This window comes from Halomonas sp. hl-4 (assembly GCF_900215475.1).
GTDB lineage: Bacteria > Pseudomonadota > Gammaproteobacteria > Pseudomonadales > Halomonadaceae > Vreelandella.
The window spans coordinates 1221299-1243188 of record NZ_LT907845.1 but is presented as its reverse complement, the minus strand read 5'-3'; the positions used below and the strand labels follow the sequence as shown (position 1 = coordinate 1243188).

General features: G+C 57.7%; 15 protein-coding genes. 10 read left to right on the top strand and 5 right to left on the bottom strand.

Annotation, left to right across the window (positions count from 1 at the left end):
• Positions 1–92: 92 nt before the first annotated feature.
• Complete coding sequence (clpA, locus tag CPH17_RS06050) at positions 93–2369, top strand: ATP-dependent Clp protease ATP-binding subunit ClpA (protein WP_074396931.1); 2277 nt, start codon at positions 93–95, stop codon at positions 2367–2369.
• Between the two features lie 134 nt (positions 2370–2503).
• Here clpA and infA read toward each other — a convergent pair whose 3' ends face one another.
• The 3 genes from infA to aat all read right to left on the bottom strand — a co-directional run bounded on the left by infA (position 2504) and on the right by aat (position 4408).
• Positions 2504–2722: a translation initiation factor IF-1 gene (gene infA, locus CPH17_RS06045; protein ID WP_007111068.1), complete on the bottom strand. Its 219-nt coding sequence runs from the start codon at positions 2720–2722 to the stop codon at positions 2504–2506.
• A gap of 138 nt (positions 2723–2860) precedes the next feature.
• Positions 2861–3595, bottom strand: coding sequence for an arginyltransferase (locus tag CPH17_RS06040; RefSeq protein ID WP_074396930.1), 735 nt, complete (start codon positions 3593–3595; stop codon positions 2861–2863).
• An 81-nt stretch (positions 3596–3676) separates the two neighbouring features.
• Positions 3677–4408, bottom strand: a complete 732-nt coding sequence (aat, locus tag CPH17_RS06035; protein WP_074396929.1) for a leucyl/phenylalanyl-tRNA--protein transferase — start codon at positions 4406–4408, stop codon at positions 3677–3679.
• Positions 4409–4537: 129 nt separating this feature from the next.
• On the opposite strand from aat, the gene CPH17_RS06030 reads away from it, so the two are divergent.
• Together CPH17_RS06030 and lolA are read left to right on the top strand one after the other, a co-directional pair.
• Positions 4538–7537 (top strand): DNA translocase FtsK, encoded by a 3000-nt coding sequence (locus tag CPH17_RS06030; RefSeq protein WP_074396928.1) that lies wholly within the window; start codon positions 4538–4540, stop codon positions 7535–7537.
• A gap of 180 nt (positions 7538–7717) precedes the next feature.
• Positions 7718–8374 carry an outer membrane lipoprotein chaperone LolA gene (gene lolA, locus CPH17_RS06025; RefSeq protein WP_074396927.1) on the top strand — a complete coding sequence of 219 codons (657 nt, stop codon included), beginning with the start codon at positions 7718–7720 and terminating at the stop codon, positions 8372–8374.
• A 54-nt stretch (positions 8375–8428) separates the two neighbouring features.
• On the opposite strand, the gene CPH17_RS06020 is transcribed toward lolA, so the two are convergent.
• Positions 8429–9763 (bottom strand): replication-associated recombination protein A, encoded by a 1335-nt coding sequence (locus CPH17_RS06020; RefSeq protein WP_074396926.1) that lies wholly within the window; start codon positions 9761–9763, stop codon positions 8429–8431.
• A 110-nt stretch (positions 9764–9873) separates the two neighbouring features.
• Here CPH17_RS06020 and CPH17_RS06015 point away from each other — a divergent pair, with 110 nt between their 5' ends.
• The 5 genes from CPH17_RS06015 to CPH17_RS05995 all read left to right on the top strand — a co-directional run bounded on the left by CPH17_RS06015 (position 9874) and on the right by CPH17_RS05995 (position 18658).
• Positions 9874–10419, top strand: a complete 546-nt coding sequence (locus CPH17_RS06015) for a hemerythrin domain-containing protein (protein ID WP_096298603.1) — start codon at positions 9874–9876, stop codon at positions 10417–10419.
• Between the two features lie 124 nt (positions 10420–10543).
• Complete coding sequence (locus CPH17_RS06010) at positions 10544–11377, top strand: glutamate racemase (protein ID WP_096298601.1); 834 nt, start codon at positions 10544–10546, stop codon at positions 11375–11377.
• A gap of 65 nt (positions 11378–11442) precedes the next feature.
• Complete coding sequence (gene trmA, locus CPH17_RS06005) at positions 11443–12546, top strand: tRNA (uridine(54)-C5)-methyltransferase TrmA (RefSeq protein ID WP_096298599.1); 1104 nt, start codon at positions 11443–11445, stop codon at positions 12544–12546.
• Positions 12547–12718: 172 nt separating this feature from the next.
• Entirely contained in the window at positions 12719–17542 is a 4824-nt protein-coding gene (locus tag CPH17_RS06000; protein ID WP_096298597.1) for an NAD-glutamate dehydrogenase, read from the top strand.
• 102 nt (positions 17543–17644) lie between these two features.
• Entirely contained in the window at positions 17645–18658 is a 1014-nt protein-coding gene (locus tag CPH17_RS05995; RefSeq protein WP_096298595.1) for a quinone-dependent dihydroorotate dehydrogenase, read from the top strand.
• 121 nt (positions 18659–18779) lie between these two features.
• Here CPH17_RS05995 and rmf read toward each other — a convergent pair whose 3' ends face one another.
• Entirely contained in the window at positions 18780–18989 is a 210-nt protein-coding gene (gene rmf, locus CPH17_RS05990) for a ribosome modulation factor (protein ID WP_074396920.1), read from the bottom strand.
• Positions 18990–19332: 343 nt separating this feature from the next.
• Here rmf and rlmKL point away from each other — a divergent pair, with 343 nt between their 5' ends.
• Both rlmKL and CPH17_RS05980 read left to right on the top strand, forming a co-directional pair.
• Complete coding sequence (gene rlmKL / locus CPH17_RS05985) at positions 19333–21525, top strand: bifunctional 23S rRNA (guanine(2069)-N(7))-methyltransferase RlmK/23S rRNA (guanine(2445)-N(2))-methyltransferase RlmL (protein ID WP_096298593.1); 2193 nt, start codon at positions 19333–19335, stop codon at positions 21523–21525.
• Between the two features lie 23 nt (positions 21526–21548).
• Positions 21549–21884: a glutaredoxin family protein gene (locus tag CPH17_RS05980; RefSeq protein WP_096298591.1), complete on the top strand. Its 336-nt coding sequence runs from the start codon at positions 21549–21551 to the stop codon at positions 21882–21884.
• The last annotated feature ends 6 nt before the right edge of the window (positions 21885–21890 follow it).

Below are 21890 nucleotides of genomic sequence, written 5' to 3'. Positions count from 1 at the left end.
ACCCGATGTTTGAAAGTGCCGGTCGATTAAACTGATCCGACGCAAGTCCTAGGTGGCGATATGCCCTAGGGTGTAGCGAAAAGGGGACTGCCATGCTGAGCAAAGAACTTGAACTGACCCTGAACACGGCTTTCACCGTGGCGCGCTCCAAGCGTCATGAGTTCATGACCGTCGAGCACCTGTTGCTCGCGCTCTTGGACAACGCTTCGGCGTTGGATGTATTGAAAGCCTGTGGGGCAAACCTCGACAAGCTGCGGTCCGATTTGCAGGACTTCATCAACTCGACCACTCCTCTGATTCCTGAAGGCCAAGGCGACCGCGAAACGCAGCCGACACTGGGCTTTCAGCGGGTGCTCCAGCGCGCCGTTTTCCACGTACAGTCGTCTGGTAAAAGTGAAGTTACCGGCGCGAACGTACTGGTGGCGATTTTCTCTGAGCAGGAAAGCCAAGCGGTTTATTTCCTCAAGCAGCAGAATGTTGCCCGGGTAGACGCGGTTAACTACATCGCGCATGGCATCTCTAAGGTCGCGGGGCATGGCCCTTCACCATCGCCTTCCCAGCAGGAAGGCGAAGAAGCCGAGGAAGGCAGCGCCGAAGGCGCGGCTCACCCGCTTACCGGCTATGCCACCAACCTCAACGAGCAGGCGCGGCTGGGCAAAATCGACCCCTTGATCGGTCGCGATCACGAGCTTGAGCGCGTGGTGCAGATTCTTGCCCGTCGCCGCAAAAACAACCCGCTGCTGGTCGGCGAAGCCGGTGTTGGCAAGACGGCCGTTGCTGAAGGGTTAGCCAAGCGCATCGTCGAAGAAGACGTCCCTGATGTTATCGCCGATGCGGTGGTGTATTCGCTGGATATGGGCGCACTGCTGGCCGGTACAAAGTACCGTGGTGACTTCGAGAAGCGCCTGAAGAGCCTGCTCGGCGAGCTACGTAAGCAGCCCAATGCGGTATTGTTTATCGACGAGATACATACCGTGATTGGTGCGGGTGCGGCGTCTGGCGGTGTGATGGATGCCTCTAACCTGCTCAAACCGCTGCTTTCCTCGGGCGAGCTGCGCTGCATTGGCTCGACTACCTTCCAAGAATTCCGCGGTATCTTTGAGAAAGACCGTGCCTTGGCGCGTCGCTTCCAGAAAGTCGATGTGATGGCGCCGTCGGTGGAAGATACCATCAAGATTCTTCAGGGGCTGCGTTCGCGGTTTGAAGAACACCACGAACTTAAATATACCGATGGGGCGCTTGAAAGCGCGGCGCGTCTGGCGGATCGCTATATCAACGACCGCTACCTACCGGATAAAGCCATCGACGTGATTGATGAAGCCGGTGCCCACCAGCGTCTGCTACCGCCTGAAGTGCGCGCCAAGACCATCGATGTGGAGCAGGTGGAAGCGGTTGTGGCATCGATTGCCCGCATTCCGCCGAAGAGCGTGTCCAGTTCGGATCGCAAGCTGCTTGAAAAACTCGACCGCGACTTGAAAATGCTGGTATTTGGTCAGGACGAGGCCATCGATACGCTGTCTGCTGCCATTAAACTGTCGCGTGCTGGCTTGAAGTCGCCCGACAAGCCGGTGGGCAGCTTCCTGTTTGCTGGGCCGACGGGGGTAGGTAAAACCGAAGTGGCCAAGCAGCTCTCGCATATCATGGGTATTGAGCTTGTGCGTTTCGATATGTCGGAGTACATGGAGCGGCATACCGTGTCACGCCTGATCGGTGCGCCTCCGGGCTATGTTGGCTACGATCAGGGCGGCCTGCTGACTGAAGCCGTCACCAAGCAGCCGCACTGCGTGCTGCTGTTGGATGAGATCGAGAAAGCGCACCCGGAAGTCTTCAACCTGCTGCTGCAGGTGATGGACCACGGCCGCCTGACCGATAACAACGGCCGCGAAGCAGACTTCCGTCACGTTATCCTGATCATGACCTCCAATGCCGGGGCCGAGCAGGCATCGCGCCGCTCGATCGGTTTCCAGCATCAGGACCATTCGACCGATGCGATGGAAGTCATTCGCCGTACCTTCTCGCCGGAATTCCGCAACCGCCTGGACGGCATTATCCAGTTCCATTCGCTACCGACTTCGGTAGTCCGCAACGTTGTCGACAAGTTCCTGATCGAGCTACAAGCACAGTTGGACGAGAAGCGCGTTCAGTTGGAAGTCGACGATATGGCGCGCGATTGGCTGGCGGATCAAGGCTACGATCCGGACATGGGGGCACGCCCGATGGCGCGCTTGATCCAAGAGAAGCTCAAAAAGCCGCTGGCAGAGATGATTCTGTTTGGCGAGCTTGCCGAGCAGGGCGGGATCGTGCACGTCAGCTTGGAGGAAGGCGAGTTACGCTTGTCAACCGAGTCGGAAATGGCCGATGCGCCCTAATGGGCGCTTAGCTATCCAGACTTCTACGCAGCGCCCTGTCATTGACGGGGCGTTGTCGTTTTGGCAGGCAGGCATCGGTAGCGCTGGACGAGTAAAAGAGGGCAGGGCGCTGATTCACGCCGTGCTGGGCGCTGTTAGCGTGAGCGGTAAACGATGCGGCCTTTGGAGAGATCGTAAGGCGTGAGCTCAACTTTTACTTTATCGCCGGTCAGGATGCGGATGTAGTTTTTGCGCATTTTGCCAGAGATATGCGCTGTAACGACGTGACCGTTTTCCAGCTCAACACGGAACATGGTGTTGGGCAGGGTATCGACAATAACGCCTTCCATTTCAATATGATCTTCGCGTGCCATATAGGCAGTTCCTCACTTAATTCAACGTAATAGGTGTGCTCAAAACGACTGGGCATGCGGTGCCTGATAGCCAGCACCACCTCGAATAGCGCTATATTGTGCCGTAAGCCTGGCGTCAAGGCAAAAAAGCGTGGCTGATTAGCGAATTAATTCTCGCCACTGGCGGCCGTCGAGCACCTCAAGGGGGGTAAAATTCTGCTTATAGCGCATTTTTCGACACGCTTCTATCCAGTAACCCAGGTAAAGGTGGGGCAGTTGCTTGTCGCGGGCCAAGTCGATGAGCCGTAATATAGCCAGAGTGCCCAGCGAGCGCTTATCCAGGGATTCGTCGACGCTGAAAAAGGTATAAATCGCTGAAAGACCGTGCTCAAGCTGGTCGAAGGCAGCCACTCCAATCAGGCGATCCTCAAGATAAAGCTCCATTAATTGAGCATAGGGTTCGTCCAGGGTCAAAAACGTTCGATACTGTTCATGGCTTGGGGGGTACATGTCGCCATCGGCATGGCGGTGGTTAATATAGTCAGCGTAAAGCGCGTAATGGCGCGCATCAAAGTATGCTTTGGTGATGCGCGTGGTGATATCCGCATTGCGCCGGGTGATTCGCCGCTGCGTTCGGTTCGGGCTAAAGCGTTCGACCGGCACGCGTACGGAGCGGCAAGCGTTACAGCCTTCGCAATGGGGACGGTATAAATGTCGACCGCTGCGCCGAAACCCGAGCAGGGACAAGGAGTCATAGACACCGGGCATGGGCGATTCCTGAGGGTCCAGGAACAGCGTGGTGGCTTCTTTGTCGGGCAGATAGCTACAGGCGTGGGGCACTGTCAAAAAGAAGCGCAAATCGCGTACAAGCCGGCGGGGAGCGTTGCTGCTCACAGTTTGCCTCCTGGTTCCGTTAGCGTTGGCACCGTTAGCCTGTAAAAAAGGTGCTTGTAAAATAGATACCGGTAAATTGCGTCAGGCGATAGCCGATAGCCACGGAGAAGGCGGCACAACGGGCGCGTTCTCCGGTGGTGTTGCAAAGCTAAACGCAGAGCTTGGCAACCACTTTTCAAGATAGCTGATGAATGTCGCTCGGGCGACTGTTGTTGCGCCTAGGCTTGCCAAGTGCGGTGTATGCATTTGGCAGTCGATGAGCTTGCCGCCGTGGTCGCGCATGGCGCGGACCAGGTGCGCTAAAGCCACTTTTGAGGCGTCGGGAACGCGGGAAAACATCGACTCACCGAAAAACACCGGCCCCATAGCGACACCATAAAGGCCGCCCACCAAGCGCTGGTGATGGTGCACCTCGATACTGTGGGCAATGCCCTGGGCTTTGAGGTCACAGTAGGCGTGATACATGTCATCGGTAATCCAGGTGCCCAGTTCTTCGTCCCGTGGCGCGGCGCAGGCGTCGATCACTTGTTCAAAATGTTGGTCGACGGTGATCTCAAATCCCGCATTGCGCAGCTTTTTTGTTAAGCTGCGGCGCTGCTTAAATTGTTCAGGTAGGAGTATCATGCGGGGATCAGGGCTCCACCATAGAATGGGGTCGTTATCGCTGTACCATGGAAAGATGCCGTGCCGATACGCTTCCACCAGCCAATCGGGGGTTAATTCGCCGCCCGCTGCGAGCAGGCCGTTAGGCGAACCCAGCGCCGAGGTGACGGGGGGAAAGTGAGGCATTGGCGAGGAAAGCCAGGGTAGCATGGAGTGCTCCGGTCATTAGCAGCGATAACAAGTGCGGATCAACGACCCTGTGACGGCAGCAGGATGCTCGGTATGATACAAACTCGCAAGTGGATTAACGACGCCATCGGGTGCAAAAGGGAGAGTCGCTTGAAATTGAATAAAGCGGTCGACAAGCGAACACAGCGTAACACGCGCCAAAGTGGGTCTTCGGGTCGGGTCAACGCCGCCAAGGACAAAGCTCGTCGGGTTGGGTTACGCCTGCAGGGCGCCGCACGCGATGGCGTGGTGGTGGCGCTGTTGGCGATATGTACATTTTTATTACTGGCGCTGTTTAGTTATTCGCCAGCGGATCCCGGCTGGTCATCCCAAGGGCCGGAAACCGCGGTCAGCAACTGGATGGGGCCAGTGGGTGCCTGGCTTGCTGACGTCCTCTATTCGCTCCTGGGGGCCAGTGCGCTCTGGTGGCCAGGCATGGTCGGCTATTTGGCCTGGTGGCTGGTTCGCTCCCGCCAGGTGCGCTTTGAGCTGGACCCGGTGGCCGTAGCGGTGCGCGCCGGGGGGCTGATGCTGCTGATGTTTGGCACCACCATGCTCGGCGCGCTGCATTTTTATAACCCCGATAGCCTGCTGCCCTATGCCTCTGGAGGTATTTTGGGTGAAGGGCTGGTGGGTGCGCTACGCCCGCTGGTCAACAGCGGCGGCGTAGGGTTGATTGCCGCTGCGCTGATTTTGAGCGGTTTTCCGCTGTTTAGTGGCATGTCCTGGCTGCAGGTCGCCGATGAGGTGGGCCGCCGCCTGTGCCGTTTGAGTGGTTGGTGGTCGGCGCGTCGCCAGGCGCGCCGTGAGCGAGCCAAGCAGCGAGCGGCAGCGCGACCTGTCCCAGAGCCCACGCAACGTAAAGCAGCGCCCGAGCCTAAGGCCGAGAGCAGCAGTCGCGATAAACGCCGCGAACCTGCGATGTCGACCGACATGGAGGAAGACAACCAAGCAGGCCGTGATAACGTCACGGACACGTCTATCCCCTGGACGGCCGCACGAGCACCTTCTGCCACGGCTTTCAAGACAGCGCCGCGCGCCCAGGCGACGCCTCCAGAGATAGCCAAAGAAGCCGCTACTGAAACAGACGCAGCCACTGAACAGTTGCCGACCACTGCGCCACCGGCCAGCCAGCAGGCAACGCACGAGATTGAACCATCGGCACGTGATCACAGCGCTGATTCGACGGCTGCGTCACCTTTTACGGCCACGCCTGCATCGCCTGCCGACGAAGCGTCCCGCGAGCCATTACCGCTGCGCGCCTCGCGCCGTGAACCAGAGGCTGTGCCGGCTTCTTCAGCACCGCTCTCCGCCGCTGAGGACAAGCCGTGGGCACCCGTGCCGGATGAGGCAGCGTCCGAACAAGCCGCTGAGTCATTGAACGCCGAGCGGCACAAGGATCGGGTGCCTGAAGTAGTGCCCGAGCCGATATGGGGCGATGACGACGAGGTACCGGAAGCATCGACGCCTCCGCCTGCGCGTCATGAGCCGACCTTCAGCCCGGAGGTTGCCGCCGAGCAAGAGGAGGCCGATAACGGGCCGACGCTGTGGACGGTGGAACATCTGCAAAATCAGCGTCCCTCCTTCGATCACATACCCGACCCCGAAGGCGACGTGCCGAGCTTGCGCCTGCTGACCCCGGCTGAGCCACATCAGCCCAACTATACCGATGAGCAGTTGGCGGATATGGCCGAGCTGCTTGAAGTACGCCTGCGCGAGTATGGCGTCAAAGCTGAAGTGGTCGACACCTGGCCCGGGCCAGTGATTACGCGCTTTGAAATTAAGCCCGCAGCGGGCGTCAAAGTTTCCAAAATCAGCAACTTAGCCAAAGATTTGGCGCGTTCGTTGATGGTCAAGAGCGTACGCGTGGTCGAGGTGATTCCAGGGCGGCCGACGGTCGGTATTGAGATACCAAATCCCCATCGGGCAATGATCAGGCTACGCGAAGTCATTGATTCCGAACGCTATCAACAGGAAAAATCACCGCTGACCATGGCCCTGGGGCAGGACATTGGTGGCGGGCCGGTAGTCGCCAATCTCGGCAAAATGCCGCATTTGCTCGTGGCCGGTACCACGGGGTCGGGCAAGTCGGTGGGCGTCAACGCCATGCTAATTTCGATGCTGCTCAAGGCCACGCCGGATGAGCTAAAGCTGATCATGGTCGACCCAAAAATGCTGGAGCTATCTGTCTACGACGGTATTCCGCATCTGTTGGCTCCGGTAGTTACCGATATGAAAGAGGCAGCCAATAGCCTGCGCTGGTGTGTGGCAGAAATGGAGCGTCGCTATAAGCTGATGGCCGCTATGGGGGTGCGTAATATTGCCGGCTTTAACGCCCGCCTGGACGAAGCCGAGCGCGCTGGCGCCCAGGTGGCTGACCCGCTATGGGAGCCGCAGCCTTGGGAGATGCACCAAACGCCACCGATACTTGAGAAGCTGCCTTACATCGTGGTGGTGATCGACGAATTCGCCGATATGTTCATGATCGTGGGCAAAAAGGTCGAAGAGCTCATTGCTCGCCTGGCGCAAAAAGCCCGTGCGGCAGGGATCCACCTGATACTTGCCACTCAGCGCCCGTCGGTGGACGTGGTCACTGGTTTGATCAAGGCCAATATTCCCTCGCGGATGGCCTTCCAGGTGTCATCGCGGATTGATTCGCGCACGATCTTGGACCAGGGCGGCGCGGAAAGCCTGCTGGGGCATGGCGATATGCTGTACTTGCCCGCCGGGTCGGGGCCGCCCAATCGTATCCACGGGGCTTTTGTCGACGACGATGAGGTACATCGTGTGGTGGAAGACTGGAAGCGCCGCGGTGAGCCGGAATATATCGAAGAGATTTTATCGGGCGGTGTTTCGGCAGACGCGTTAGCTGGGCTTGAGGCCGAGGGAGTCGATGGCGATGACGCCGAGCAGGACGCGCTTTACGATGAAGCCGTTCAGTTTGTCACGCAAACGCGTAAAGCATCGATTTCCGCAGTGCAGCGGCGCTTTAAAATTGGCTATAACCGTGCCGCTCGCCTCGTGGAGGCCATGGAAGGTGCGGGCGTGGTGTCATCGATGGGTACCAACGGCGCCCGGGAGGTGCTGGCGCCACCGCCTGTTGGCCATTAAGCCAATCGTGCAATTAGCGTGGAAATCCCGCTGCCGATGAAACTTGGTAGCGGGACGCGCGTCTTAATGGCTACACGAACGGTTATGCTAGCCCCCACGTTCACTCTTTATCCGCTTTTTTACTAGCCATATGACCGGCTAAGTTCATTGTTCACTGGCAAGGTTGCCTAGGGAGATCGCATGAGCGATACGCAAACTCGACGTCCTTCATCATTACTACTGGCTGCCAGCGCATTAGGATTAACCTTCACCGCCCCGCTGGCCATTGCCAACGAGGCCGCTGAGCGGCTAACCGAACGGCTTGATCCGCTGGAAAGCTATCAGGCATCGTTTGAGCAAGAAATACTCGATGGCAGCGGTGACCGCTTGCAGGAAGCGCGTGGCGAAATGTGGCTGTCGCGCCCTGGTATGTTGCGCTGGGAAGTGGAAGCGCCTTATGCGCAAACCGTGGTATCGGACGGTGATGAGGTGTATCTCTACGATCCGGATCTTGAGCAAGTGACGGTCCAGGCGCTGGACGAGCGGGTGACTCATACTCCCGCATTGTTGCTATCAGGACGGGTTAGCGAGCTGACCGAAAATTACGATGTCGAGTACGAGGACGACGGCGGTGATGATATCTTCACGCTAGTGCCCACGTCCGCGGATACTTTGTTTGAGCAGCTTCGCATGACCTTTGATGGTGATATGCTCACCGAGCTATGGATGACCGATAGCACCGGCCAACGCACATCGATTATCTTCAGCAATGCCGAGCGCAATGAAGATATTGACGACGAGCGTTTTGAATTTGAAGTCCCCGATGGAGCTGACGTGATTCGTGAGGACGAGCGCTAGCCGGGCTTTATGAGCGATTAGCGGAAAGGCTCATTTCATTTACATAAAGGCCGATCAGGCATCCGATGCCTGGTCGGCTTCTTTGTTTCTGGCGTTTCGCCACGCCATGATCTCGGCAAAACGCTTTTCCTGACCGAACGCGCTGGGTTGATAAAACGCTTGTCTGGGCAGCTCCTCCGGCCAGCAGTCGTGGGCACTCCCTGCAGGGTAGCCGTCGGGTTCGTTGTGCGCATAGCGGTAGCCTTCGCCATGACCGAGTTGCTCCATCAGCTTGGTTGGCGCGTTGCGCAGATAGGTGGGTACTTCAACCTGGGGCTGTTGGCGGACAAACTGCTGGGCCTTGTTCCAGGCCTGGTCAATGCGATTGCTTTTTGGCGCCACCGCCAGATGTATCGCCGCGTGGGCGATTGCCCGCTGGCCTTCGTAGTCGCCTAGCCGTAAATAGGCATCCCAGGCGGCGATGACCAATGGTAGTGCGCGAGGGTCAGCGTTACCCACGTCTTCCGAGGCGATGGCGCTGAGTCGGCGCACCACATCCAGCGGGTCGCCACCGCCTTGAATAAAGCGGGCCATGTAGAGCAAGGCGGCATCGGGCCGTGAGGAGCGCACCGATTTGTGAATAGCCGAGAGCAGGTCGTAGTAGGCATCGCCCTGCTTATCGAAGGCGCTGGCCTGATGGCCGATGACATCGGCCAGTACGCTTTCGGGCAGCACTTCGTGGCCAGCCTGTTGTGTGGTGAAATCGCAGGCGGTTTCCAGTAGGCCCAGTGCGCGGCGGGCATCTCCTGCGCTTGCCTTGGCCAAGGCAGTTAATACCGATGGCTCCACCTCAATGCTACGTTTGCCCAGCCCGCGCTCGGGGTCGTCCAGGGCCTGGCGCATCACGCTGATCAATTCGTCTTGCGTCAGCGATTTCAGCACATAAACCCGCGCCCTAGAGAGCAGTGCTGAGTTGACCTCAAACGACGGATTTTCGGTGGTGGCGCCAATCAACGTCAAAAGGCCAGACTCAACATGAGGGAGTAGGGCGTCCTGCTGGCTCTTGTTCAATCGGTGAATCTCATCTAAAAATAGAATAACCGGTGAACTAAGTTGCTGGGCCCGTTCGACGACCACGCGAATATCCTTAACCCCTGCCATCACCGCGCTGAGCTGTTCTAAATGGGCGTTGGATGCATGCGCCAGGAGTTCCGCCAGGGTGGTTTTGCCGACACCCGGCGGCCCCCATAAAATCATTGAGCGTACAACGCCCGACTCCGCCATACGCCGTAGCGGTTTATCCGGGCCAACGAGCGCCTGTTGGCCAACATAGTCTTCAAGCTGGCGCGGGCGCATCCGGTAGGCTAAAGGGGCGTCGTCGGCAGGGGTTGCGCGGCTGAAAAGATCCATGGAAGCTCCGTTTAACACTGACCATCGGTTGGGTATGTCATCATAAGGTGTATGGTAAAGCGTGTCTGCTCAGACTACCTTTGGCGTAAGACGATAAAGGAGACGGCTCAATGTTAAACCAACTGCGATTAGATCATGCCAATATGGCCAGGATGCTGCACGTCCTTCAATTGAAGCAAAAAGCCTTGGTTCAAGGCGAGCGTCCCAATTTTCACCTAATGCGCGAGGTGGTGGATTACATTTTGTCCTACATGGACAGCTTTGCTGGGCCGTTGGAGCGAATTTGTGTTGAAAGGCTGCGCACGGACGCCCCTGAACACACGGCGCTCACCGAAAAAATGGCTGAAGATTATCGTCAATTGACGCCCCGTTTGCAGCAGCTATCCAATGACATCGATATGATTTTGATGGACAACGTGCTGCCCATGGACAAGTTCGCTGACGACTTGAGGGAGTATCTGGAGGCGCACCGCGCCTACCTGCGTCAGGAACGTGAAGCGCTATTTCCGTTGATGGACAAGCACTTTAGCGAGGACGATATGGAGGCTCTGCGCCAGTCACTGCCGGTGGGCGCCGAACAATCCCTTGAGCGTTTGCAGTTAGCCTATCCAGAGCTTTATGCCGAGCTGCGCGGGGCCGATGTTCCCAACGTATAAGTTTGATGAGGGCCTGGCTGAAGATGGCTTATCAGCTACCGCGTGCGTGTTAAACTAATCGCCTTGATAAAAATGCATAGACAGGGGCGATGGTGGTAAAACGCAATGGCTGTGGCGTGACAGGATGAAGCAAGGGCCTGTTCTGATATTTGATTCCGGTGTGGGAGGGCTGTCGGTAGCAGCGGCGTTACGTCAGCACTATCCCCATGCCAGTTTTTGCTACGCCTGTGACAATGCGTGGCTACCCTATGGTCTGCGCGACGACGCCAGCCTTGCCGAGCGTATCCTGGCTGTTTGCTTGTCGGCGGTTGCGGCTTGCCAACCTAGCGTACTCGTTGTGGCCTGCAACACTGCCAGTACCTTGGCACTTGAAAAGCTGCGCTGGCATTTGTCGATCCCCGTGGTGGGCACCGTACCGGCGATTAAACCGGCGGCGGCGCTTAGCCAGACGCGTCATATCGGCCTGCTGGCCACCAGGGCCACGGTCGGCCGCCCATATACCCAGGAACTGATCGACCGCTTTGCCAGCGACTGCGTGGTGACCAAAGTGGCCGCCGATGCATTGGTCAGCGAAGCCGAGGCATGGTTGGCGGGGCAACCACTCGACAAGGCGCGTATCCACACCGCGTTGATGCCGCTGTGGCAAGCTGCGCAACCAAGGCCAGGCGTGTCCACGCTGGATACTCCTGCAATTGATACCCCTGCACTTGATACTATCGTGCTCGGCTGCACCCATTTTCCCCTCTTACAACCCTGGTTAGCCCAGCTTGCCCCGGTACCGATTCAATGGGTCGATTCTGGCGATGCCATTGCCCGGCGTGTCGGTCAGGTGGCAGAGATGCTAATGGTGATGAACCCCGACGGTCGCTGTTTTACCACCGGCCCGGCCGACCACCTAACCGAAGGTTTGGCGCGTTATGGATTTCAGCCCGCGCAGCCATTAAGCCTGACGCATTAGCCGTGGTAAGGGTCTGTTTAATATTTACCAAGATCATGTTTACCCATACATAAAGAGGAGCCGCTTTGGCTATCCCTGTTGTTGACCCCGAACGCTACGCCGAGCAATTGGCTGACAAACGTGCCTATGTCGAACGCCTTTTTGAGCCCTTCGCGCCGCCGGCTTTAGAGATGTTTCCGTCACCGCCCAGCCACTACCGCCAGCGCTGTGAGTTTCGTATTTGGCATGAAGGCGATGATCTTTTCTACGCCATGTTTGAGGTCACGCCGGGCAATCCTAAGAGCAAGCGCGTTATTCGACTTGATCAGTTCCCAGTTGCCAGTGAATCCATCAACCGTCTGATGCCGCTGTTACGCACGGCCTTTTTGAAAAGCGATGAGTTACGCCACCGACTGTTTCAGTTCGAGTTCTTAACCACGCTTTCGGGGGAGGCGCTGGTCACGCTGATCTATCACCGTCCGTTGGGTGAGGCCTGGGAAGCTGAAGCGCGGGCCCTTGAAGCGGAACTGGGTATTATGATCATCGGTCGCTCGCGTAAACAGCGTCTGGTACTGACGCGCGATCATGTTTGGGAGCGCCTGGAGTTAGAGGGTCGCACGCTGCATTACCAACAGGTCGAAAACAGTTTTACCCAACCCAACGCACATATTTGCCAGGCGATGCTGGGTTGGGCAAGCGATGTGACGGCGGGGCGTGAGCATGAGGACTTGGTCGAGCTTTACTGCGGTAATGGCAACTTTACCATCGCTCTGGCGGCGAATTTTCGCCGTGTATTGGCCACTGAAATCTCGCGCACGTCGGTGGCCAGCGCCAACGTCAACCTCGCGGCGAACGGCGTGACCAACGCCCAAGTGGCGCGCATGTCGGCAGAGGAGTTCGCCCTTGCGTTAAAAGGCGAGAAAACTGGTCGCCGTGTGGCAGAGATGGCGCTTGAATCCTACGACTTTTCTACGGTGCTGGTGGACCCGCCGCGGGCAGGGCTTGATGAGCAAAGTTGCCGCCAGCTCAGCGAATACGCCCAGATCGTCTATATTTCATGCAACCCTGTGACGCTGGCAGAGAACTTAAACCAATTAACGCACACCCATGAGATCGTCCGCTTTGCGTTGTTTGACCAGTTTCCGTTTACCGACCATTGTGAATGTGGGGTGTGGCTGACGCGGCGCTGACCGGCACGGATGATAAAAACACGGCTAATGCAAAAGTGGTATGCGCTATGAGTAACCAGACAGATGGCTAGGGCGGCGTTAACGGGTAGCGTAAGCTAGTCGCATAATGGCCTAAAGGCCTATTGTCCTTCGTTTTTTGGCCAGGTGATGGCCCCGGTAGCTGAGGTGATGGATGCATTACGTTGCGATTGAAGAAAGTCGGCAAGATTTGTTGAAGCAGCTACAAGAACGTCTGCACGATCGCTTGGAGCCGACCCGCGCTACGGCTATCGATGCCTTCGCGCGACACTTCTACGCGACGGTACCGGTGGAAGATCTCATTGATCGCCGTCTGGATGACCTCTATGGGGCGACGCTCTCGATTTGGCAGTTCTTGCAGCACCACGACCCGCAAAGCCCCAAAATCCGAGTGTTCAATCCCGATTTTGAAGAGCATGGCTGGCAGTCGACGCACACCTTTGTTGCGGTACTTCACGAGGACATGCCGTTTTTGGTCGATTCTGTACGCATTGAGCTGAATCGTCGCGGCCTAACGGTTCATGCTATTCAGAATGCGGTAGTGGCGGTTGGCCGAGATGCGCAGCACCAACTGCAGGCGTTAGGTTCGCCCCGCGATGCACAAGCACCAGAGGCGCGCGAGTCGCTGATTGTGATTGAGGTCGACCGGCATACCGACCCTGAGCTGTTGGAGAAAATTGAGCACAACCTGCACGAGGTGTTACGTGATGTACGCACCGCCGTGGGTGATTTCGATGCCATGTGCGAGCAGATCCGCAGCTCCATTCAGGAGCTTGAGAAAAATTGCCCGCCGCAAATCGACCCGGACGACCACGAAGAGGCCATCGCCTTTTTGGAATGGCTACTTAAAGATAACTTTACCTTTCTCGGTTACGACGAATACCTGCTTGAAGACGGCGAGTTAACCCGCGACCCTGACAGCGTGCTGGGTGTCTTCCGTTTGGATCAGCCACGCTACTGCGAGCGTATTCGTACCGAAGAAGGCATTGGCGAACACAATGACTATGTGCTGGTGCCGCAGCTGCTGTCGTTTGCCAAAAGTGCTCATCATTCTCGGGTACACCGGCCAACTTATCCGGATTACATTACTGTCGACCGCTACGATGATCATGGCAATGTGATCGGCGAGCGGCGGTTCTTTGGGCTGTTTACCGCTACGGTGTACAACGAATCACCGCGCAATATTCCTCTGCTGCGTCGCAAACTCAAAGCGGTGATGGATATTGCCGGTTTCAATCCCCAAGGGCATAACGGCAAGCAGCTTCTTCAGGTGCTGGAGGTCTATCCGCGCGACGACCTTTTCCAAATGAATACCGAGGCGCTGGCCAGCACGGCGCTGGGTATTCTCAATATCCGTGAGCGCCGCCAGGTACGTCTGTTTATTCGTGCCGACGTCAGCGGTAAGTTTTATTCGTGCCTAGTCTTCGTGCCTCGTGACGTGTTCTCGACCGACCTGCGACAGCGCATCCAGCACATGCTCTGCGACGAGCTTGACGCCCGCTTTGGAGACTTCAATACGTACCTGTCGGAATCGGTGCTGGCACGTATTCAATTGATTCTGCGCTTCAACGGCGATGCGCCCAGCGAGTACGACCTTAAGCATCTGGAGAGCAAGGTTGCTCGCCTGGCGCGCAGCTGGCGCGACGATCTGCAGGCCGCAATGATCGAAGGGTTCGGCGAAGAGCGCGCCAACCACCTGATGGAGCAGTTCCACGAAGCGTTTTCCGCCAGCTATCGCGAAGACTTTTCCGCGCGAACGGCAGTGTTTGACGTGCAGCACCTGCTGACCCTGGACAGCGGTGACGATCTCTCACTGTCGCTCTATCGACCGTTGGAAGAGCAGAGCGGCGGGGTCAACCTCAAGCTGTTCCACCGAGCGACGCAAATTCCGCTTTCCGACGTGCTGCCGATGATGGAAAACCTCGGCCTGCGAGTGATTGGCGAGCGCCCCTACGATATCAACGGCCCCCAACAGCGCTACTGGATTCATGACTTCGAGCTGGAGCATAGCGGCGCTGAGGTAAGCCTTTCGGATATGCGTGAAACGTTTAGCGAAGCGTTCAAGCGCATTTGGGCCGGTGAGGCTGATAACGACGCCTTCAACCGCTTGATCATCGGCGCTGGCCTGGACTGGCGCGAAGTGGCCATGCTGCGGGGCTATGCCCGCTATCTCAAGCAGATTCGCTTTGGCATGTCCCAGGACTACATCGCCACCACGCTTGCCAACTACCCGGTGATCACCCAGACGCTGGTAGCGTTGTTCCAACAGCGTTTCGACCCCAGCTTGGATGACCACGACACCAGCGAGTGCGTGGCGCGCATTAATGAACACCTTGAGGCAGTCGCCAGCCTTAACGACGACCAGCTGTTGCGCCGCTTTATGGAGCTGATCCTGGCGACGCTGCGCACCAACTATTACCAGCAAAGCGGAAACGGTCGTCCCAAGGACTACATCGCCTACAAGCTCGAGCCTTCCAAGGTGACCGGCATGCCCAAGCCGCGTCCCGCGTTTGAGATTTTCGTTTGCTCACCAAGGGTGGAAGGCGTGCACCTGCGCGGCGGCAAGGTGGCTCGCGGCGGGCTGCGCTGGTCCGACCGTCATGAGGATTTCCGCACCGAAGTGCTGGGGCTGGTGAAAGCACAGCAGGTTAAAAACGCAGTGATTGTGCCGGTGGGCGCGAAAGGTGGCTTTGTCTGTAAGCGGATGCCAGAGAACGCCGACCGTGAAACCCAGCAAAAAGAAGGCATTGCCTGCTATCAGCTATTTATCCGCGCGCTGCTGGATGTGACTGACAACCTCGTCGCGGGCGATGTCGTGCCGCCAGAGAGCGTGGTGCGCCACGACGAAGACGACGCCTATTTAGTGGTTGCTGCTGATAAGGGCACGGCGACCTTTTCGGATATTGCTAACGAAATCTCGCTTGAATATGGTCACTGGCTGGGTGATGCCTTTGCGTCCGGCGGCGCCAACGGCTATGACCACAAGAAGATGGGCATTACCGCACGCGGTGCCTGGGAATCGGTCAAGCGTCACTTTAAAAACCTGGATGTCGATACCCAGCGCGATGAATTTAGCGTGATCGGCATCGGTGATATGGCGGGCGACGTGTTTGGCAACGGCATGCTGCTGTCGGAGACGATTCAACTGGTGGGGGCCTTCAACCACCTGCACATTTTTGTTGACCCTACGCCGGACGCCGCTGCCTCATTTGCCGAACGTCAGCGCTTGTTCGACCTGCCGCGTTCCAGCTGGGAAGATTACGATCAGACGCTGATCTCCCAAGGTGGTGGTGTGTTTAGCCGTAGCGCTAAATCGATTGCGATTACCCCCGAAATGCAGTCGACGTTTGGCATTGAAGAGACGCGGCTTTCGCCTAACGAGTTGATCCGCGCAATGCTCGTCTCCAAGGTCGATTTGATCTGGAACGGCGGGATCGGCACCTATGTGAAAGGCTCTGAAGAGACTGATGCGGATGTGGGCGATAAAGCCAACGACGCGTTGCGCATCAACGGCAATGATTTGAACTGCCGCGTGGTCGGCGAGGGCGGTAATCTGGGCCTGACCCAGCGTGGCCGCATGGAAGCCGCCGCCAAAGGCGTGCGGGTTTACACCGACTTTATCGACAACGCCGGGGGCGTCAACTGCTCCGACCATGAAGTGAACATCAAAATCCTGATTGATGAGGTGGTCAAGCGCGGCGACATGACCGACAAGCAGCGCAACCAGTTGCTGGCCGAGATGACCGACGAGGTCGCCGATTTGGTGATTCTCGATAACTACCGCCAAACTCAGGCATTGGATCTTTCGGCCATTCTCTCCCAGCAGGGTATGGGGCCTTACCGCCGCTTTATCAGCGAGTTGGAGTCAGCCGGTCAGATTGACCGAGAACTTGAATTCCTCCCCGCCGATGACGTATTAAAAGAGCGTGCGAGCCAGCAACAGGGCATGCGCCTTCCGGAACTCTCGGTATTGATTTCTTACGCCAAGAGCACCCTGAAAGGCGACTTGATTACCTCAGAGGTGCCAGACGACCCGTATATTCACCAGCATCTTGAGCGTCTTTTCCCGGCGGTATTGACCGAGCGCTATCAGCCGGAAATGTATGACCACCGTCTGAAGCGCGAGATTGTTGCCACTCAGGTGGCCAACGATTTGGTCGACCACATGGGCATTGTGTTTGTGCGCCGGCTCATGGACTCAACCGGCGCTGGCCGAGCGGATATTGCCCGCGCTTACGTCGTTGCCCGGGACAGCTTTAATCTGGCTACTCTGTGGGCCCAGCTGGAAGCACTGGATAACCAGGTGCCCAACCGTGTGCAATACGCGATGATGCTCGACGTGATGCGCATGATCCGCCGCGCGACGCGGTGGTTCCTGCGTCAGCACATGGGGCTATCGACCCAGGATACCATCGAGTACTTCCGTCCCCGTTTGGCGCAGTTACAGGAAGGCATTGGCGAGCTGCTCAGCGGCGAGGAACTGGCTGCGTGGCAACAACGCTTTGAAGAGCTGCAAGAAGCGGGCGTTCCCGATGCATTAGCCTCGACCGTAGCGGCGGCTCCCAGCCTGTATGCTGGTCTGGGCATTATCCAGGCAGCACGGGCCACCAATGAAAAACCCCAGCGTGTAGCCGAGGTCTTCTACGAGATTGGTAGCCGCCTGGAGCTCCCCTGGATGATCCAGCAGGTTACCCAGCTTGAAGTGCGCGATGCCTGGCAGGCCCAAGCGCGGGAAACCTTCCGTGATGATATCGACCGCCAGCAGTTGGCGCTAACCACTAGCGTACTCAAGCTGGAGGCCGGCAGTCGCGACACCCAGGAGCGTGTCGCTCAATGGCTGGATCAGCACGCCGACTTGCACCGCCGCTGGTGTCGTCTGATCGACGAGGTACGCGGCGGCAGTGAAGTGGGCTTTGCGCTGTTTGCAGTGGCCATTCGTGAACTGGTCGACCTGGCGGAAAGTGATAGCGAAAGCTAAACCGCGCTGCCATCCTTGCGGGCGTTCTCTGGTTTTTCCGGGGAGCGCCCGTTTGCGTTATACTAGCGACCGCTTTTTAGCCCTTGCTCCAAGAGACCCACCATGTACATCCTTGCTCGCTCGCTGTTATTCCGCATCGACCCTGAAACTTCCCACGGCATGGCGCTCAGAGCCTTGGATTCTCTACACCGCCTGGGAGGTATTAAGCGCTTGGTAGGCAAGCCGGTCGAGGATCCTGTTGAGCTGATGGGGCTGCATTTTGCCAACCGTGTGGGCCTGGCGGCTGGGTTGGATAAAAACGCCGATCACCTCGACGCGCTGGGTGAGCTTGGCTTTGGGTTTATTGAAGTCGGCACTGTAACGCCGGTGGCCCAGCCGGGTAATCCCAAGCCCCGCTTGTTCCGTCTCGCGGGCCACGAGGCCATCATTAATCGGTTTGGGTTTAATAACCGCGGCGTCGCACATTTAGTCGCACAGGTGAAACAGCGCCACTATGGCGGTGTGGTGGGCATTAATATAGGCAAAAATCTGACCACGTCGGTAGACGATGCGTTGGACGACTATCTGGTCTGTTTAGAGGCGGTTCATGGGGTTGCTGATTACATCACCGTGAATATTTCCTCGCCCAATACACCGGGGCTGCGTACGCTGCAGTTTGGCGCTCAGCTAGACGCTTTGTTGGCACCTATTCGGGCGCGTAGCCAAGCCTTGGACGAGCAATCGAGCCGTCATGTGCCGCTGCTGGTAAAAATTGCGCCGGATATGACCGACGAGGAAGTGGCGCTAGTGGCAGGTAGCATCGAGCGCAATGGGTTTGATGGAGTGATCGCCACCAATACCACGATTTCCCGGGAAGCGGTGGCAGGTGACCCGCAAGCCGACGAGGCGGGCGGGCTATCGGGCAAGCCAGTGTTTGAAGCCTCGAACCGGGTGATTCGGTTATTGCGCGAGCAACTCCCTCGGTTACCGATTATTGGCGTTGGCGGCATCGACAGCGGTGAGGCGGCCAGGGCCAAACGCGATGCCGGAGCGGATTTGGTACAGCTCTATTCAGGGCTAATTTATCGTGGGCCCAAGCTTGTTAGCGAGTGCGCCAACGCTCTAAAAATAAATTAATAGGCATGGCGGTTAACTAGTGAGGTGCAGGCTGTTGGCTTGCGCCATTTTAAAGGACGTATACAACCAAAAAGCCCGCTTGAGTCAGCGGGCTTACTGTATGTTCGTTAAAGGTAAAGGGTTAGGTCATTACCATGGGATTTTTATGGATGCCTGATACACCGGTCATGCCGTCCCACTGGTCGCCGCGACCTTCACGCCAACCGCTCATCCAGTATTCGCGTAAATTAATCTCTTGACTAGGACAATCATCACGGGAGCGACCCGTAATACCCGCTTTATAGCCGTGTACATAAGCTCGCTGGAAGCGATCACGTTTTTGTCGTTTCATTGGCTAACCTCTTTTCATGAAAGCCTTTAAGATGAAATAACGGGGGGCGTGATACAGGGCAACCCGCCCCTATGTCTCGCCGCCACTATTTCGAGAGCTGACCTCAAGAGTGAACCGCCGTCCCAGCACAATGGTCTAGCACTCACGTGCTGAACCCACCGGGCGGCCGGTTCGTCAACGCCATAGGTCATTGAGACCCTGACAGACAACGCATGCGTTTTTCAGTAGCTACTCTCTTATTGTTAGACCATGATGGGGTCTCTTGTCGACCATCAAATTGTCATAAGACGTAAACACATTTGCCATATACAGGAATATCGCGCAGTTACGCGCAGCCATTACCATGACAGAGTTAAGCTCAACCGCCCCCCTCAGCCTTTTGGCGACGTGCCCCAAGGGCATCGAAAGCCTGCTAGCCGACGAACTGGCAGCGCTAGGCGCTACCCCAGGTAAAACAACGGTGGCAGGTGTCTATTTTTCAGCCGATCAGGCCACGGCCTATCGTATATGCCTATGGTCGCGGTTAGCTAACCGCATCATCCTTATCTTGGCGCGCGAGCCAATGATCGAAACTGCCGAACAACTGCGTGACGTAGTGGCACGCTTGGATTGGACCCAACATTTGGCCCCCGGGCGGACCATGGCGGTAGATTTTCATGGCCGCAGTGATCACATCCGCCATACCCGCTTCGGTGCGCAAACAGTGAAAGATGGCGTGGTCGATGCGTTGCAATTGGCTGGCCAGGAACGCCCCTCGATTGATACCAAGACGCCACACCTGCGTCTTTACGCCCACCTGCACCGCGCTAATGCGACCCTTGGCATCGATCTCTCAGGAGAAAGTCTGCATCGGCGTGGCTATCGCCGTGATGTGGGCCACGCGCCGTTGAAAGAAAACCTGGCGGCCGCCTTGCTGGTGCGCGCAGGCTGGCCTGAGCGTGCCAAAGCAGGGGAGCCGCTGATTGACCCGCTATGTGGGGCGGGGACGCTGCTCATTGAGGCCGGGTTGATGGCCGCCGACCAGGCGCCCAACCTGCACCGCGAACGCTTTGGTTTTCACGGCTGGGCCGGTCACGATGAAGACCAATGGCGTGAGTTAAAGCGCGAGGCCGATGCGCGGGCGTCAATTGGCCGCAAGCGCTGTAAAACCTCGCTGACCGGCTTTGATGAAAGCCCCGCGGCGCTCTCGGCCGCCAAGACCAATGCCATGCGCGCGGGTATTCCCGCGCTGATTCACCTGCACGGTCAACGGCTTTCACAGCTGACGCGGCCTGCCGAGCTGACCGTCGAGCAGGGGCTATTGATCACTAACCCGCCCTACGGCGAACGCCTGGGCGAGCTGCCCGAGCTGGTACAGCTCTACGCGCAGCTGGGTGACAAGGCCAAGGCGCTGTTCCCCGGCTGGACGCTTGCGGTGTTCACCGGCAATCCGGACCTCGGTCACCGTCTTGGTCTACGCGCCCACAAGCAGTACGCGCTGAAAAACGGCGCGCTGGACGCCAAGCTATTGCTGATGGCCATTGACCCCCATACCCCGCAGGATACGGCCGACGTTGAGTCCCCCAGCACTGAGGTGAGCACCGCGCCCAAGGGATCGGACAACGCGCAGATGTTTGCCAACCGGCTGGCCAAAAACCAAAAGCGGCTAAAAAAATGGCTGAAGCAAAGCGGAGAAACCTGCTACCGGCTTTACGATGCCGATATGCCCGAATATGCTCTGGCGGTCGATCGCTACGGCGATCATGTACACGTGCAAGAGTATGCGGCGCCACGCTCGGTGGACCCTTCCCAGGCGCAAAAGCGGCTATTTGATGCCCTGGAGGTAATGCCCAGCGTGCTGGACGTCGATCCCAGCAAGATCCACGTCAAGCGTCGTGAGCGGCAAACCGGTAGCGCCCAGTACCAAAAACGCGACGCCAGCGGCGAGCGCTTCGAGGTGCGGGAAGGCAGTGCTCGGCTATGGGTTAACCTGCGCGATTATCTGGATACCGGACTATTTCTTGATCATCGCCCCGTGCGCCGCATGCTCTTTGAGATGGCCAGCGGCAAGCGCTTTTTGAATCTGTTTTGCTATACCGCGACTGCCACAGTGCAGGCGGCATTGGGCGGAGCGAGCGACAGCGTTAGCGTGGATATGTCCAATACCTACCTTGAGTGGGCGCGGGATAACTTTACCCTCAACCAGCTGGACCCCAGGCTGCATCGGGTAGTGCGTGATGACTGCTTTCGCTGGCTGGAAACCGCCAATGCCGAGTTCGACCTGATCTTTATGGACCCGCCGACGTTCTCCAACTCCAAGAAAATGCGCGACACCCTGGACGTGCAGCGCGACCATCCGCGGCTGGTGACACTGGCTATGGCGCGACTTGCGCCGGGCGGCACCCTGGTGTTCTCCAATAACCAGCGGCGTTTCAAGCTGGACGACTCGCTGAGCGAGCAGTTTGTGGTCGAGGATATAACCGCGCGCAGCTTTGATCCGGATTTCCAGCGACGTAGCAACGCGCACCATGTGTTCTTGCTACGCCAGCGCGAATAGCGCTATCAATTCAGGCCCGCGATATGATTCGACTGACGATTTACACCACCCAGGGCTGCCATCTTTGCGACGAGCTGGAGGCACAGGTGGCGGCGTTAACCCGGCAGCCGATTGAGTGGCTGCGCGTTGAGGTGAGTGACGACGATGCGCTGCTGGCAAGCTACGGCGAGCGCATCCCCGTGTTGGCGGACGACGAGGGGAAGGAGCTGGAAAGTGGTCATAAGCTTGAGCGCTTGAGCGACTGGCTGTACAAACGGGGCTGGCTGGATGAAGCGGCCCTGGAGGCGCTCACCGATTCTGTTGAAGGCGCTCCGCCGAAAGGCGCGCACCAGATCAGTGGGCGGCGCTTTTTAGGGTGATCAGGT

Excerpts from the sequence above, each read along its gene's own strand:
- clpA (WP_074396931.1), top strand. The coding sequence starts at position 93 with ATGCTGAGCAAAGAACTTGAACTGACCCTGAACACGGCTTTCACCGTG.
- infA (WP_007111068.1), bottom strand. The coding sequence starts at position 2,722 with ATGGCACGCGAAGATCATATTGAAATGGAAGGCGTTATTGTCGATACC.
- aat (WP_074396929.1), bottom strand. The coding sequence starts at position 4,408 with ATGCTACCCTGGCTTTCCTCGCCAATGCCTCACTTTCCCCCCGTCACC.
- lolA (WP_074396927.1), top strand. The coding sequence starts at position 7,718 with ATGAGCGATACGCAAACTCGACGTCCTTCATCATTACTACTGGCTGCC.
- CPH17_RS06020 (WP_074396926.1), bottom strand. The coding sequence starts at position 9,763 with ATGGATCTTTTCAGCCGCGCAACCCCTGCCGACGACGCCCCTTTAGCC.
- CPH17_RS06015 (WP_096298603.1), top strand. The coding sequence starts at position 9,874 with ATGTTAAACCAACTGCGATTAGATCATGCCAATATGGCCAGGATGCTG.
- CPH17_RS06010 (WP_096298601.1), top strand. The coding sequence starts at position 10,544 with ATGAAGCAAGGGCCTGTTCTGATATTTGATTCCGGTGTGGGAGGGCTG.
- CPH17_RS06000 (WP_096298597.1), top strand. The coding sequence starts at position 12,719 with ATGCATTACGTTGCGATTGAAGAAAGTCGGCAAGATTTGTTGAAGCAG.
- CPH17_RS05995 (WP_096298595.1), top strand. The coding sequence starts at position 17,645 with ATGTACATCCTTGCTCGCTCGCTGTTATTCCGCATCGACCCTGAAACT.
- rmf (WP_074396920.1), bottom strand. The coding sequence starts at position 18,989 with ATGAAACGACAAAAACGTGATCGCTTCCAGCGAGCTTATGTACACGGC.
- rlmKL (WP_096298593.1), top strand. The coding sequence starts at position 19,333 with ATGACAGAGTTAAGCTCAACCGCCCCCCTCAGCCTTTTGGCGACGTGC.
- CPH17_RS05980 (WP_096298591.1), top strand. The coding sequence starts at position 21,549 with ATGATTCGACTGACGATTTACACCACCCAGGGCTGCCATCTTTGCGAC.